The following is a 13,601-nucleotide window of genomic DNA, read 5'->3' on the forward strand; positions in this document are numbered from 1 at the left end:
GCGCCTGATCCACGAGATGGACGCCTTCGGCGGCGGCGAACTGCGCGAGGTCTACGCGGCGGCCCGGGCGCGGCCGGTCAGCCGAGCCAGACCCCGTCGCGCATCAGGGTGCGGCCGGCGAGCTCGTTCGCCTCCCGCCAGGCCTGCACGCGCCGCGGCCGGACGCGGAAGAACTGGTAGGGCTCGTCGAGCTTGCGCGGGTCGAACCCGGTCTTGGCCGCGAAGGCGTCGCCCAGCTCATCGCCCAGATCGCTCACGTCCACCGGCTCCGCGACGCCGTCGACGAGCACGACGTCACGCGTCGGCCCGAGGCCGAGCCGCACCCGGCCGTCCGCCAGCAGGTTGCGGCCGGTGACCGAGTCGCGGGGCGTGGAGACGAGGATCGCGGTCCCGTCCCAGAGGTAGGACAGCGGGATGAGGTGGACGCCCTGCGAGGCGCCCGCGCCCGCCGTGGCCACCCACAGGTCGACGTCGTTCTCCAGTCTCGCCCGAGTGTCCCGCAGCCGTTCCTCAAGTCCGCGCGCGGGTGGCTTCGTCGTCATGCTTCCTCCGTCGTTGTCGGTGCGGGTCCTCGTCGGTGGTCCGCGCCGGCCGGGCCCCGGAAACGGCGGCCGACACGGCCGCCACCGCCCGGACGGCCGCGCGTACCCCGATCATGTCGTGCTCGCGGTGGGTCACGAAGCGCACATGGGCGTTCGGCAGCGGCAGGACGAGCACCCCGTGCCCCGCCAGGAGTGCGGCGCACTCCCCGGCGGGCACCGCGGGCAGCCGCGCCATGACCATGTTGGTCGGCCGCGGCGGGCGCATCACCTGCACGCCGGGCACCTCGGCGAGCAGCGCGGCCAGCGCGGCGGCCCTGTCGTGGTCGGCGGCCAGGTCGGGCAGACGGTCGAGCGCCACCAGGGCGGGCGCCGCGAGGACCCCCGCCTGGTGCAGCGAGCCGCCCAGTTCGCCCCTCAGCTCGCGGGCCCGGGCCACGTACGCGCGCGAGCCGCACAGCAGCGCGCCGGCGGGAGCGCCGAGGCCCTTGGAGACGGAGAAGGCGACGCTGTCCGCCGGCCCGGCCAGGCGTGCCGGCGGCACGCCGAGCGCCACGGCCGCGTTCGCGAGCCGGGCGCCGTCGAGATGGAGGTGCGCGCCGTGACGGTGGGCCAGCTCGGCCACGGCACGCGTCGCGTCGGCGTCCAGCGCGTTGCCGGAGCACATCATGGCCGTGTTCTCGACGCAGACCACCGTCGGCCGGTCCGCCCGGACCGCGAGCAGCGCGGCCAGGGCGTCCGGTTCGGGCAGTCCGTCGGGGCGCTGCCCCACCGTCACCAGCTCGACGCCGCCGAAGCGGCGCAGCCCGTCCGCCTCCAGGAACGCCATGTGGGAGCCCTCGCCGGCGATCACCCGTGGGGCGGGCGCTCCGGCCGGGCCGGCGGCGAGCGGGGCGAGCAGGTTGGCCAGGGTGCCGGTGGGCGTGAACAGCGCGGCCTCGGCGCCGAGCAGGGCGGCGACGCGCTCCTCCACGAGGGCGACCGTCGGGTCGTCGCCGTACACGTCGTCCCCGACCTTCGCCTCGGCCATCGCCCGGCGCATCCGCGCGTCGGGCACGGTGCGGGTGTCGCTGCGGAAGTCCAGGTGCGGGGGGCCGGTGCGCGCCACGGCGCTACCGCCCCGGCCGGTGGGCCACCCACACGGCTCGCGGCCGCGTGTAGCCCTCCGCCGCGTGCAGGCCCAGCTCCCGGCCGTACCCCGACTGGCCGAGGCCGCCGACGCTGACCGTCTCCTCGGTGTCGCCCCAGGTGTTGACCCACACCATGCCGGCGCGCAGGGTCCGCGCGAAGCGCTCGGCGCGGTGGGCGTCGCAGGTCCACACCGACGCCGACAGGCCGTAGGCGGTGTCGTGCGCGAGGGCCAGGGCCTCGTCGTCGGCGGCGAACGACGCGACGGACAGCACCGGCGCGAAGACCTCCTCGCGCCAGGCGCGGCTGTCGAGGGGCGCCCGGTCGACGATCGCCGGGTGGACGTAGAACCCGCCGTCGAGGTCGTGCCGGACCGAGGAGCGGCCGGGCGGGAGGACGACCCGCGCGCCGCGCGCCGCCGCCTGCGCGACCACCTCGGCCGTGCGGTCGGCGGCGGCCGCGCTGATCAGCGGGCCGAGGTCGGTGCCGGGGCCGGACGGCCGGCCGACCACCAGGGCGGCCGCCAGCTCGGCCACCCGCTCGACGAACTCCTCGTGCACGGCCCGGTCCACGATCAGCCGTGAGCCCGCCACGCACACCTGGCCGGTGTTGCCGGTGAAGCCGGTGACGACGGCCCGCGCGGCCGCGTCGAGGTCGGCGTCGCGGAAGACGACGACGGGGCTCTTGCCGCCGAGTTCGAGGCAGACGGGCTTGAGGCCGTCCGCGCAGCGCCGCGCGACGTCGCGCCCGGCCGCGGTCGAGCCGGTGAAGCTGACCATGCCGACGGCCGGCTGTTCGCACAGCAGCCGGCCGGTCGCCGCGCCGCCGTAGACGGCGCTGAGCACGCCCTCGGGGAGCACGTCGGCGGCGCGGGCCACCAGGCGGCGCACCGACAGCGGCGTCTCGGGCGCCGGTTTGACGACGACCGTGTTGCCGTGGGCGAGGGCGGCGGCGATCTTCCAGACGGCCAGCAGGAGCGGGTAGTTGTTCGGGGCTATCGCCGCGCACACGCCGACCGGCACCCGGTCGGTGTAGGTGCGCATGCCGGGTCCCGACGGGTGGGTCTCGCCCACCGGGTACCGGGCCGCCGCCGCGAACCAGTCGACCACCTGGGCGGCGAAGTCGACCTCTCCCAGGGCGCGCGCGGTGGGCTTGCCCGCGCTCAGCCGTTCCAGCGCCGCGAGCTCGTCGCGGTCCTCGCGCAGCAGGTCCCCGAGCTCGCGCAGCAGGCCCGAGCGCCGGGCCGGGGAGGTGTCCCCCCAGACGTCGTGGAAGGCGGCCTCGGCCCGGGCCACGGCGGCGGCGACGCCGGAGGCGTCCGTGTCCGGCACGTGGGTGACGGTGCGTCCGGTGGCGGGATCCAGCACCGGACGGCCCGCGATCCCCGCCGCCTCCGCGCGCTCCGGGCGGGCCGCGAGGTCCGGCGCGGTCATCCCAGCACCGTCGCGCGGCCGGCGAGCCGCAGCGCGCCGTCGATCGCGCCGACCAGGGCGAGGAAGGCCTGCGGGCCGAGGTCCGCACCGGCGCTGCCGAGCAGGCGGAGGTCGTAGCCGTCGGGGTGCTGCCACCAGGCGTCGCAGGCCCCGAACCCGGCGCTGGAATAGCCGAGGTGGACCGGGCGGCCGTCGAGCGCGTGGATCTCGGTCTCGGCGGGGTGCTTGTCGCGCTGCGGCGGGAACACGAGCCGGCCGCCGCCGGTGCGCTGCGCGGTCAGCCGCAGCTCCGCGCCGGACGGCGAGGAGTAGACGACGTCCAGTTCGCGCACGGCCGCGCCGTCGCCGAAGGTTGCGGCGCTCTCGGCGCGGAACACGCCGGCCGTCACCGGCACGCCCTGGGCGGCGAGGAAGTCCCCGACGTCCCGCGAGGGGACCCAGTCGCCCTCGTGCTCCTGCCCACGCCGGTGGAACTGGAAGACGCCGGTGGGCACCGACACCATGGCGGCCGGATGCCGGGCCCAGTAGCTCAGTTCGGCGAACGGCGTGGCCAGCACCCGCGGCACGGCGTCCGCCGTGGCCGGGCGCAGGCCGGCGAACAGCGCCACGAGCTCGTCGTCGGTGAACTCCCCCTCCAGCACAGACAGTTCGACCGTGGTGCGGGCCAGCCGGGCGCTCGCGGCCCGATGGCCCAGGTAGTCGGTGCCGAGCCAGACCACACGGCCCGAGCCGATCGCGGCCGGCCGGGTCCGGCTGCCCCACAGGCACGGGTGGTCGGCGGCGGGGAACGCCCAGTCGTACAGGAACTGCTTCAGGCGCAGCCGCCGTCCCCCGCCGGAGATCTCCGTGCGGTAGCCGGCGGGGTTGGCGTCGCTCCACGGGGTGCGGCCCTCGGCCTCGACCCGGCCGGGAGGCGCCTCCCGGCGCAGCGTCCCGACGCTGTCGTCGCAGCCCTCGGGAAGCCGCGACGGCCGCCACAGCACGAAGTTGCACCAGTCCTGGGCGCGGGTCTCCTCGATCGCCGGGGGCACCCGGTCAAGATCGGCCGCGCGGTCCAGGAACTGCCAGCGCCACGGGCGTACGGGACGGTTCACCATGACTCCTCGGGTCGGTGCGAAGCTCCGCGAGGTGGCCGAGCCAGGCGGAGGTGGAAGCAAGGAACATCCACTCGCCGACGCCCAGTTCGGCCCGCAGCGCGGCCGGCATCGGCGGCAGGCCGAAGGGTGCGCCGAGCCCGTCGGCGAGGTCGGCCAGCCGGCGGACGTACCCGGGGTCGGTGGGGGTCGGGAAGCCCTGCTTGGGGCGGTGGCGCACCGAGTCGGGCAGCAGGTCGGCGAGCGCCTCCTTCAGCAGGCCCTTGTGGCTGCTGCCCGGTTCGCCGGAGTCCTTCAGGTGCTCCGGGCAGCGGAAGGCCAGCTCGGCGAGGGCGACGTCCTGGAAGACGGGCCGGTCCTCCAGGGTGAAGGTCGCCGACGTGGCGTCGACCATGTCGTTGACGTAGACCAGGAAGCGCCGCAGCAGATGGTGCCGGCCGCGCTTGAGGGGCGAGGCCGTCTTGATCGCCCGGTACTCGTCCATGGTGCGCTCCCACACCCGGTCGGTGACGGCCGTCATGTCGACGTCGAGTTCCCCCGCCATCCAGCTCACCAGCCGCGCCCAGACGGGCCGTTCGTCGGAGTAGAGCTGGTGCGTCAGGTAGTGGCGCCCGTGGATGAAGGTGGGCGCGTAGGGGTCGACGACGGGGAAGTAGCGGCCGGCCTGGTAGCCCCACAGCTCGTCGGCGCCGTGGCCGGAGTAGACGACCACGTTGCGGTCGCGGGAGATGGCGCCGTAGAGATGGTGCATGGCCAGCTCGGCGCCGTGCAGCAGCGGCCGCATCAGCCGGGTGGGCAGGACGGGCACCAGTTCGGCGGCGCGATGGCGGTCCAGGTCGCACACGGTCAGCGGCACGCCGAGCCGTTCGGCGACCTCGGCGGCGTGCACCGCGTCGTCGCCCGAGCCGCCGATGCCGTCCTGGTAGCGCAGGACGTATCCCTCCACGGGCACGCCCAGCGCGGTCAGGGCGGCCACGGCCGCCGTGCTGTCGACGCCCCCGCTGAGCACCGCGGCCCGCGGGACGTCGGACACGGCCCGCTCGGCGATCGCCCGGTCGAAGGCGGCCCGGATCTCCTCGGCGCTGACGGGGCCGTCCACCGGCGTCGGCCGCCAGTAGCGGTGGGTGCTGGTGCCGGGGCGGTCGACCGACAGGTACTCGGCGGGCTGAAGGGCCCGCACGCCGCGCAGCCAGGTGTGGTCGTCGGCCGCGTCCATGCGGATCCAGGAGCGCAGGACGTACTCCTCGGGGTCCACCTCCGGGGTCACCAGGCCGGTGCGCAGCAGCACCTGCGGTTCGGAGGCGAACAGGAGCCCGCCGTGGGTGAAGGCGTAGAACAGCGGTTTGACGCCGAAGTGGTCGCGGGCGAGCACCACGCGGCCGGTCCAGGTGTCGTGCCAGGCCAGGGCGAACATGCCGGACAGCGGGCGCAGCGCGGCCGCCGGGTCGTCCTCGCGGCACACCTGTTGCAGGACGAACTCGGTGTCGCAGGCGGTGCGGCGCGGCCACAGCGGCGCGGCGGGCGAACGGGAGCCGTAGACCTCGCCGTTGTGCACCAGGACGATCCGCCCGGTGGGGTCGGTCATCGGCTGGTCGCCCGCCTCGGAGCGGTCGCGGACCGCCAGGCGCGTCGCGCACAGCATGACGGTGCCGCAGGCCGACACGTACGGGGCGCAGGCCGCCTCGCCCCGGTGCGCCATGGCGCCCGTCATCGTCCGGCCGAGGGCCTCCATCCAGTCGGGGTCCCGGCGGCCCTCGAAGCTGACGAAGCCCGCTATGCCGCACACGCGCCGGCCTCCGTCCTGTCCCCGTCCCAGATCCGCCACAGCCCGGCCAGGCCCTCGGTGAACACGTGCTCGATGCCGTGGTGTCCGCCCTCGTGCTCGAGGTAGGCGTGCGGGACGCCGTGCCCGTCGAGGGCGGCGTGCAGCGCGCGCACGCCCCAGTGCATGCCGTAGTCGTCGCGTTCGCCGACGCTGAGGTGGAGCAGGCCGAGGCCGGCGAGCCGGCCGGCGTGGTCGGGCAGCATCCGCACCGGGTCGTGGCGCAGCCACCGCTGCCACACCTCGTCGCGGAACAGGCCGGTCACGGGGTCGCACGGCAGCGCGTCGGAGGGAGTGGTCCCGGGGGCGTCGGCGTAGCACACGCCCATGGCGACGATGCTCATCGCGACCATGAACGGCACGTCGTGCGGGCCGGTGTCGCAGCGCGCCAGCAGCGCCTCGACGCCGCCGGCCGCCCGGACGGTGTCCAGCGCGGCGGGCACCAGCGGCAGGTAGCTGTGCTCGAACCCGGCGTCGGGCGAGAAGGCGAGCACCGCCGAGAACAGGTCGGACGTCATGCCCGCGACGAGCGCGCCGTAGCCGCCGCTGGACTTGCCGGCGACGGCGCGCGCGGCGGGCTCGGGCCGTGTCGCGAACCGCCGGTCCACCTCGGCGACGATCTCCGCGAGGTGGCCGGCGTAGCGCCCGCACGCGGCGGAGTCGATGTACTGCGAGCCGCCGTAGCGGGTCGTGCCGTCCACCACGACGAGCAGCGCGGGCGGCACCCGGCCGTCCGCCATGGCCCGGCCGAGCCGGTCGGCGACCGAGCCGCCGAAGGCGAGCGCCCGGTTGGTCAGGCTCGGATGGGCGCCGTAGCCCGGCAGCCAGTACACCACCGGGAAGCGCCGCACGCCGTCGTAGCCGGGCGGCAGGTGCACCTCCACGCGGCGGCGGTGCGGGTCGCCCAGCGGGTTGCCGCGCAGCGCGGCGCTGTCGTGGTCGAAGACGACGGGCTCGGTCATGGTGTGCTCTCCTCGCGCACCGCGCGCTCCATGTGGCGGGTGTAGAACGACGGATGGTGGAAGACGGCCGAGAGGAGCACGCCGTCGCTGGCCCACAGCCCGAAGGAGCTGCCGAACAGCAGGTCGGCGTCGAGCAGGGCCTCCAGCGTGGCGGCCGCGATCTCGGTCCACCCCTCGCCGCCGGCGAGGTGGTCGCGGGCCGGTCCCGGGCCGAGCCGCACGACCCGGCCGGCCACCGGGTCGAGCAGGAAGGACGTCTCGCCGCCGGCGTCCTCGTGCAGCGAGACGACGTGCCGGCCGGCGCCGTGGTCGAGCGCCCGGTACCAGTAGTCGGTCGCCACCAGCCGGTCCAGCAGCTCGCGCAGCAGGTCCTCGGCGTCGCGGGTCTGACGGCCGTACCGGTCCGTGCGGGCGTCGAACGCCGGCACGGGGGTGTCGGGGTCGAGGGTGACCGCGGCGTACACCTCGTCGAAGTCGTACGCGCCGGGCGCCACCGGCCCGTCGGCCAGGGCGGCCTTGCCGTCCTCGATCTCGATCACCTGGCCCGGGCCCCACAGCAGGCCGTCGCGGCCCAGCTCGTCGAGGCGGCGCAGCGCCTGCACGGGGGTGAAGGGGAAGATCGTGCGGTTGCACCAGTCGTAGTCGCGCTCGCCGTCGCCGCTGACGCGCCAGCCGAACGAGGAGGGCACGGTCAGGGCCGCGGGGATCGCGTCGACGTAGCGGTCGAAGGTGGCGACGGCGCGGGCGCGCACCGCGTCCGGGTCGCTCAGCGGGCGGCGTTCGGTGAGCACGCCGGGCGGCGAGACGCTGTGCGCGGGGACGAACACGGCGTCCGGCCTCGGCGCGTCGGCGCCGCGGAAGGCCGCCACGGTGTCCTCGTGCAGGAGCGCGTCGCCGCACAGCATGACGGCCGCGTCGTCGGTCTGCACCAGCACGCTCATCTCGGGGAAGGACACGGCCGAGGGGAACGTCCGCAGGGTCGCCCCGCCCAGGGTGATCGTGTCGCCCGGCGTCACCGGCCGCAGGTTCTCGAAGCCGAGGCGGCGCAGCGTCCAGGCGATCGCCTGGTGCCCGAGCCCGGACGCCGTCAGCCGCGGCGGCACGGGACCGGCGGGGTAGACGCAGGTGACGGCGGAGCTCTGGCGCGGGCTGTCGTCGAAGTCCACGTCGGCGCCGTCGACCAGCCGCCGCAGCGAGGGGAAGTGGTGGTGGTCGAAGTGGTGGTGACTGAGCACCACGTAGTCGACCCCCTCGTCGAGGACCTCGTCGACGAGGCGGTCCGGCAACGCGGGGTGGTGCTCCCAGAAGCGGTCCAGGCGCTGGGTCAGCCATGGGTCGAAGAGGATGCGCTCCGCCCCCGTGTCGACGAGGACGGCCGCATGGCCCAGGGAGGTCAGACGCATCAGTCGCTCGTCTCGTACACGCAGCGGAAGCCGACCTCGTTGTGCCGGTCGGTGATCAGGTCCTTGCCCCGGTAGAACGTGGTCAGGCAGGTCGGCGGGGAGGTCCAGGTGCCGCCGCGCAGCACGTGGAAGGCCTCCTTGCGGTTCATGAAGTCCAGCGGGTGCCGGCCCTTGAAGAAGGGGTCCATGTCCTCGCCGGTGTAGAAGTTCGTCCGCGTCAGCTCCCAGACGTTGCCCGACATCTGGAGGCAGCCGTAGGGGCTCGCGCCCTGCGGGAGGGCGTCGGCGGGCAGCACCGGGTGGGCGGGGTTGTCGCCCTGCGAGATGGTGACCAGCAGGGCCTCCAGGGAGTCGAGGTCGGCCACCTCCTCGCCGAACGAGCGCTCCACGTAGTTCACCCGGTCCGGGTCGAACCCCTCGCCCCACGGGTAGCGGCGGCCGTCCACGCCGCGCGCGGCCTTCTCCCACTGGACCTCGCTGGGCAGCGCGCCGCCCGCCCACTTGGCGAAGGCGTAGGCGTCGTACCAGTCGACGCCGACGACGGGCAGGCCGGGCGCGTTGAAGCGCGGGTCGTGCCAGTGCGCCGGGCGGTGCGAGCCCTCCAGCGGCTGGTCGGGGTGGTCGAACTCGCCGGAGTCGCCGACCTCGTCGAGGAACTCGCGGTAGCGGGCGTTGGTCACGGTGGTGCGGTCGACGAGGAACGCGGGCACGTCCACGGCGCGCAGCGTGCTGTCGTCCTGCGCCATGCGGAAGGCGTCGGGCTGCTCCTCGGCGCCGATGATCGCCGGACCGCCCGGCACCAGGACGACGTCGCTGGTGCGCCGGGGGCGTTTGCGCGCGGCCTCGATCCGCGCCCGCATGTCGGAGAAGTACTCGTCCTCCAGGCGGCGCAGCTCGGCCGGGTCGCGGGTGCCGAAGACGGCGATGAGGGCCCGCTTGGTGAGGGCCGCGCCGCAGCCGACGGGCTTGCGCGTCCAGTCGGGGCGGGTGAAGTTGCTGGGCCAGCCGGAGATGCGCACGAGGTCGGGGACGGCGGCGGCGATGCGGTGCTCGGCGATGACCTTCAGCGCCGTGAAGGCGACCCAGTCGACCGTGTCGTGGGTCGCGGCGGCCACGGCGGTGTCGGCGGCCGCGACGCCCGCGTGGTGCCGGGCCAGGAGCCGCACCGCGCCGGCCCGCACCGGCCATTCGGGATGGGCGACCGCGACAGACGCCAGCAGCGGTATCCCGTCGGCGGCCCGCCCCCGGTCCTCGGCCAGCGCGACGACGCGTTCCACCGACGCCCAGTAGCGCTCGTCGGTGGAGTCGTCGGTCACCAGCAGCTCGGCGGGAATCTCGATGACTTCTGAAACGCGATTGCCTACCATCTCAGCCTCTCTCGGACGACGCGCCGCCCGTACGGATATTCCATACGGGCGGCGCGTTCGCTGGTCAGCGGATCACCACTTGCTGGTCTCCTGCTCAGCGTCACGGGTCTCGATGAAGTCACGGTCGCTCATTTGTCACTCCCTCCGCCGATATCGAGTTGTCGCGAACCGGATCGGCCGCTCGGCCCGAAAGCATACGGAGAGCGCGGAACACACGGCAACGGCCTTGATACGCGGACGTTGAACATGAACATTTCCGTGATATGCGCGGCTCGTTTCGCGACGATCCGGGCGATCAGAGGGAGAGGGAGAGGAAGGGAAAAATGGACGACACGCATTACCGTGAAGTGCGCGAGAACGGATTCGTGCGGCTCCCCGGACTGGCGGCGGGCGAGGCGCTCACCCGGCTGCGCGCTGCGGTGGACGACCTGAAGGAACTCGCCCGCGACCGCACGGTCTCCAGCGGCGACTTCGTCCTGGAGGCGCCCGGCATCGGCGGCTGGGCGGCCTGGCAGCAGGGCGCCGCAGCCCTCCCCGGGGTGCTGAGGTCGGCCGACCGCATCCATGAGCACGTGCCCGGGTTCGAGGCCGTGCAGCGGTCGCTGGACCTGGCCGGCGTGCCGGTCGCCGGGGCCGCCGGGAGTCCGGGCACGCTGGTCAACGCGTTCCTGTGGGCCAAGCCGCCCGTGGTGGGGTCGGCCAAGCCCTGGCATCAGGACATCGCCTTCGCGCCGCCCGCGTTCCGCGCCGGGGACCACGGCATCGTGACGATCTGGATCGCGCTGGACCCGGCCACCGTGCGCAACGGCTGCCTGGAGTTCATCCCCGGCTCCCACGTGCTCGGGCTGTTCCCCCACACCGGGGACCGCGAGCGCCGGCCGGGCGAACCGCCGCGCGCGGGCGCGGTGGAGCCGCACGTCGCCGACGAGCACCTGCCGCGCACCGCCGACCCGGTCGCCGTGCCCCTCGAACCCGGCTCGGCCGTGATGTTCGACGGGCTGGTGCTGCACCGCTCGGCGCCCAACACGACGGCGGGCGAGCCGCGCACGGCCGTCAGCTTCGTCTACGAGGTGCCGCGGCCGGCGTGGAGCCGGATGGAGCCGGCCGCCGTCGTCCGGGTGTGACGTTCGACCGCGGCGGGTCCGCAGTCGAACGGGACGTCGGACCGGGGTCGCCGGCCCGGGCGCCGGGCGGGGACGTCAGGACCGGGCCGCGCCGTCCAGGCCGTAGAAGGCGGCGCCGTCGAGATGGCGGATCGTGTTCAGGTCGCGCTGCACGACCTCCTCGAGGTCGTGCAGCAGCGTCACGATCAGCGGATACGTGAGGTCGTCGACCGTGCGGTCGATCTCCTGACCCGGCTTCACCAGCGTGATCAGGCGGTGGAAACTCTCCAGCCGCTCGATCTCGTCCAGACCCCGGTACTCGCTGAGCACGCCCTTGACCGGCGAGACCATGCCGACGATCGCGCTGTGCCGCCGCACCCGGTACGGGGCCGCGGCCCGCGCGTGGAAGCGTTCGGGGCGCAGGTAGGCGTCCACCGTCCACTCCAGCTGCGACTCGCCGATGCACAGGCCCGCGCAGGCCGGGATGCCGCCGCCGGCGATCCGCGCGCCCACCTCCACCAGGCACGGACCCTGCGGGGTCATCCTGATCTCCAGATGCGCCGGACCGTGCCGGATGCCCAGGGCGTCGAGCACCTCGAACGCGTAGGCGCGCAGCGGCTCCACGACCCGGCTCTCCGCCTCGACCAGCGACAGCGCGTCGCACAGGTCGACGACCCCGTTCGCGCTGAGCCGGCCCGTGCGCCACACGTCGCACAGGTGATGGCGGCCGTCGCGGCTGACGGTGTTCACCATGTACTCGGTGCCGGGCAGGTACTCCTGCGCCACCGCCCCCCTGTTGGGCTGGGAGAAGACGTCGTCGGCGTCGGCGAGGGCGCGGAAGGCGGCCACCGACTCCTGCGGGGTGTCACAGAAGAAGACGCCCTGGCTGCCCGCGCTGCGCGGAGGCTTGACGACGACACGGCCGCCCAGGTCCCGGTGCCACGCGGCGAGTTCGTCCGCGTCGGTGGCGCGCAGCTGCCGGGCGGCGCGCAGTCCCGCGGCCCGTACGGCCTCGACCATGAGATGCTTGTCGCGCCGCGCGGAGCTCAGGGCGGTGCCGTTGCCCGGCAGACCGAGCCGCTCCGCGAGCAGGTCCGCGAACTCCACCCCGCTCTCCCCGCCCGCGATCACCGCGATCGGCGTGAACGCCCCGACGGCCTCGGCCGTGGCCTCCAGATCGCCCTCGTGGACGATATCGGCGACGAAATCATCGGGGACGTACGGCGATCCGCGATAAACGTACGGAACGTCACGGGTGCTCTGTACACGGACCAGGGAACACCCCTGTTCCAGGAATGTCAGAACGAGGGAACGGACCGCGGCGTAGGCGTCGACCATCACGATGCACGGGCGGCCCTCGATGGCTGCTGTCATGTGTTCAAAGTAGAGAGAGCCGTCCCTCGCGGAAAGACGTTCAACTCTGAGATCCTCCTCCTTCGGAGGACTACCTGATGACGTCTCTTTCCATCGGCCTGCGTTCGCCGCACTGCACTCCGGCACTGCTGTTCGTCAATACCTTCGGCAGTTTCCTGGTCCTGGTGAGCCTTTCCACGCTCGTCGGGTCGGCCACCGGGTCGGGGCTGCTCGCCGCCGCCGTCCTGAGCGCGCCATGGCTGCCCGCCCTGCTGATGGCCGCGCCCCTCAACCGGCTGCTCGACCGGCGCGCCCCGGAGCGGCTCGTCCGGTTCGCCGAGGCGGCGAGCCTGGCGCTGACCGCGGCCGCGCTCCTGACGCCGCAGCGCGCCCTGCTCGCGGTCGCCGGCGTCCTGCTGCTGGTCCGCGGGTTCTTCGAGGCCGTCACCCGCTCGGCCACCGCCCTCGTGCTGCGCGACACCGTGCCGGCGCGGCGGCTGGACCGGGCCAACACCGTGGCGGAGATCGGCAAGCTGACCGGCGTCAGCGTGGGCGCGGCCCTGGCCGGTCCGGCCTCGGCGGTGCTGTCCCTGCGCGGACTGATCGCGGTGAACGCGGCGACGCTGGTGCTCAGTTCGCTGCTCGCCTGGGCGCTGCCGTCCGCCCCCGCGAAGGCCGCGAAGGCCGCGGACGACGCGAAGGCCGCGGACGGCGCGAAGGACGGCGCGACGGACGGCGCCGGGGCCCCGGCCGCCGCCCGCCCACGGGTCGAGGACCCCGCGCTGCGCAGGCTGTTCGCCCGGTTCCTGCTGGTGTCGTTCTGGCAGGGCTTCCACACCGTGGCCGTCACCGTCGTCCCCGTCCAGGTGCTGGGCGGCGGCACCCGCCTGGTGGGGGTGTTCGTCGCCGTCTCCTCGGTGGCCCTGTTCGCCGGGTCGCTGGCCGCCCTGCCGGTGCAGCGCCATCTCGCACGCGTGCCCTCGGCCGTCTGGGCTGTCCTTCCCATGCCGCCCCTGCTGGCGGCGCTGCTAGCGGGACGCACCGTGCCGACGCTCGCGCTGTACGCCCTGTTCCTGGTCCTCTTCGAGGTGGCCTACCTCCACTACAACAACCGGCTCCTGGCCACGGCCTCCGCGGCCGAACTGCCGTCGGTGGTGACCCTGCGGGCCACCCTGCTCCCCTCGGGCGTCGCGGTCTCCATCCTGGCGCTGGGCGCTCTGTGCGACCTGGTGGGCCCGCTGTCCACCGCCTCGGTGGTCGCCGTGGTCACCGTCATGGTCACCGCCTCGACCGGCACCGCCGGACACGCCTGGAGACGACGCGTGCGCGACGCCTGACCAGGGCGGCCGAGTCGGCCGGACGGCGGCCCGGGCGGGCCGGGCGGGACGGGCGGGACG

The 13,601-nt window shown here is 74.5% G+C and carries 11 protein-coding genes; 2 read left to right on the forward strand and 9 right to left on the reverse strand.

Translation table 11 applies throughout. The features are described from left to right. Positions 1-77 precede the first annotated feature (77 nt). The 8 genes from KMS84_RS27045 to KMS84_RS27080 are packed head-to-tail and all read right to left on the reverse strand — an operon-like array spanning position 78 to position 9,748. A complete protein-coding gene (locus KMS84_RS27045) occupies positions 78-542 on the reverse strand; it encodes a pyridoxamine 5'-phosphate oxidase family protein (RefSeq protein ID WP_256919062.1) in 465 nt (154 codons plus the stop codon). Beyond that, entirely contained in the window at positions 511-1,647 is a 1,137-nt protein-coding gene (locus KMS84_RS27050; protein ID WP_256919063.1) for a threonine aldolase family protein, read from the reverse strand. Before KMS84_RS27050 ends, KMS84_RS27045 begins: the two co-directional genes overlap by 32 nt. A 4-nt stretch (positions 1,648-1,651) precedes the next feature. Continuing rightward, positions 1,652-3,100, reverse strand: coding sequence for an aldehyde dehydrogenase family protein (locus KMS84_RS27055; protein ID WP_256919064.1), 1,449 nt, complete (start codon positions 3,098-3,100; stop codon positions 1,652-1,654). After that, positions 3,097-4,197 (reverse strand): hypothetical protein, encoded by a 1,101-nt coding sequence (locus tag KMS84_RS27060; protein WP_256919065.1) that lies wholly within the window; start codon positions 4,195-4,197, stop codon positions 3,097-3,099. The genes KMS84_RS27055 and KMS84_RS27060 overlap by 4 nt, the downstream gene beginning before the upstream one ends. Then, entirely contained in the window at positions 4,136-5,980 is a 1,845-nt protein-coding gene (locus KMS84_RS27065; RefSeq protein ID WP_256919066.1) for an asparagine synthetase B family protein, read from the reverse strand. Before KMS84_RS27065 ends, KMS84_RS27060 begins: the two co-directional genes overlap by 62 nt. Then, positions 5,968-6,978: an alpha/beta hydrolase gene (locus KMS84_RS27070; RefSeq protein WP_256919067.1), complete on the reverse strand. Its 1,011-nt coding sequence runs from the start codon at positions 6,976-6,978 to the stop codon at positions 5,968-5,970. Before KMS84_RS27070 ends, KMS84_RS27065 begins: the two co-directional genes overlap by 13 nt. Continuing rightward, positions 6,975-8,381: an MBL fold metallo-hydrolase gene (locus tag KMS84_RS27075; RefSeq protein ID WP_256919068.1), complete on the reverse strand. Its 1,407-nt coding sequence runs from the start codon at positions 8,379-8,381 to the stop codon at positions 6,975-6,977. Before KMS84_RS27075 ends, KMS84_RS27070 begins: the two co-directional genes overlap by 4 nt. Next, positions 8,381-9,748, reverse strand: coding sequence for a formylglycine-generating enzyme family protein (locus KMS84_RS27080; RefSeq protein ID WP_256919069.1), 1,368 nt, complete (start codon positions 9,746-9,748; stop codon positions 8,381-8,383). Before KMS84_RS27080 ends, KMS84_RS27075 begins: the two co-directional genes overlap by 1 nt. 323 nt (positions 9,749-10,071) lie before the next feature. On the opposite strand from KMS84_RS27080, the gene KMS84_RS27085 reads away from it, so the two are divergent. Next, on the forward strand, positions 10,072-10,872 hold the full coding sequence (locus KMS84_RS27085) for a phytanoyl-CoA dioxygenase family protein (protein ID WP_256919070.1): 801 nt from the start codon (positions 10,072-10,074) through the stop codon (positions 10,870-10,872). 75 nt (positions 10,873-10,947) lie between these two features. Here the strand turns inward: KMS84_RS27085 and KMS84_RS27090 are convergent, their stop codons facing one another. Then, positions 10,948-12,225 carry an ATP-grasp domain-containing protein gene (locus KMS84_RS27090; RefSeq protein WP_256919071.1) on the reverse strand — a complete coding sequence of 426 codons (1,278 nt, stop codon included), beginning with the start codon at positions 12,223-12,225 and terminating at the stop codon, positions 10,948-10,950. A 77-nt stretch (positions 12,226-12,302) separates the two neighbouring features. On the opposite strand from KMS84_RS27090, the gene KMS84_RS27095 reads away from it, so the two are divergent. Beyond that, positions 12,303-13,541, forward strand: a complete 1,239-nt coding sequence (locus tag KMS84_RS27095; protein ID WP_256919072.1) for an MFS transporter — start codon at positions 12,303-12,305, stop codon at positions 13,539-13,541. Positions 13,542-13,601 lie beyond the last annotated feature (60 nt).

The organism is Streptomyces hilarionis (assembly GCF_024539675.1).
Classification (GTDB): domain Bacteria; phylum Actinomycetota; class Actinomycetes; order Streptomycetales; family Streptomycetaceae; genus Streptomyces; species Streptomyces hilarionis.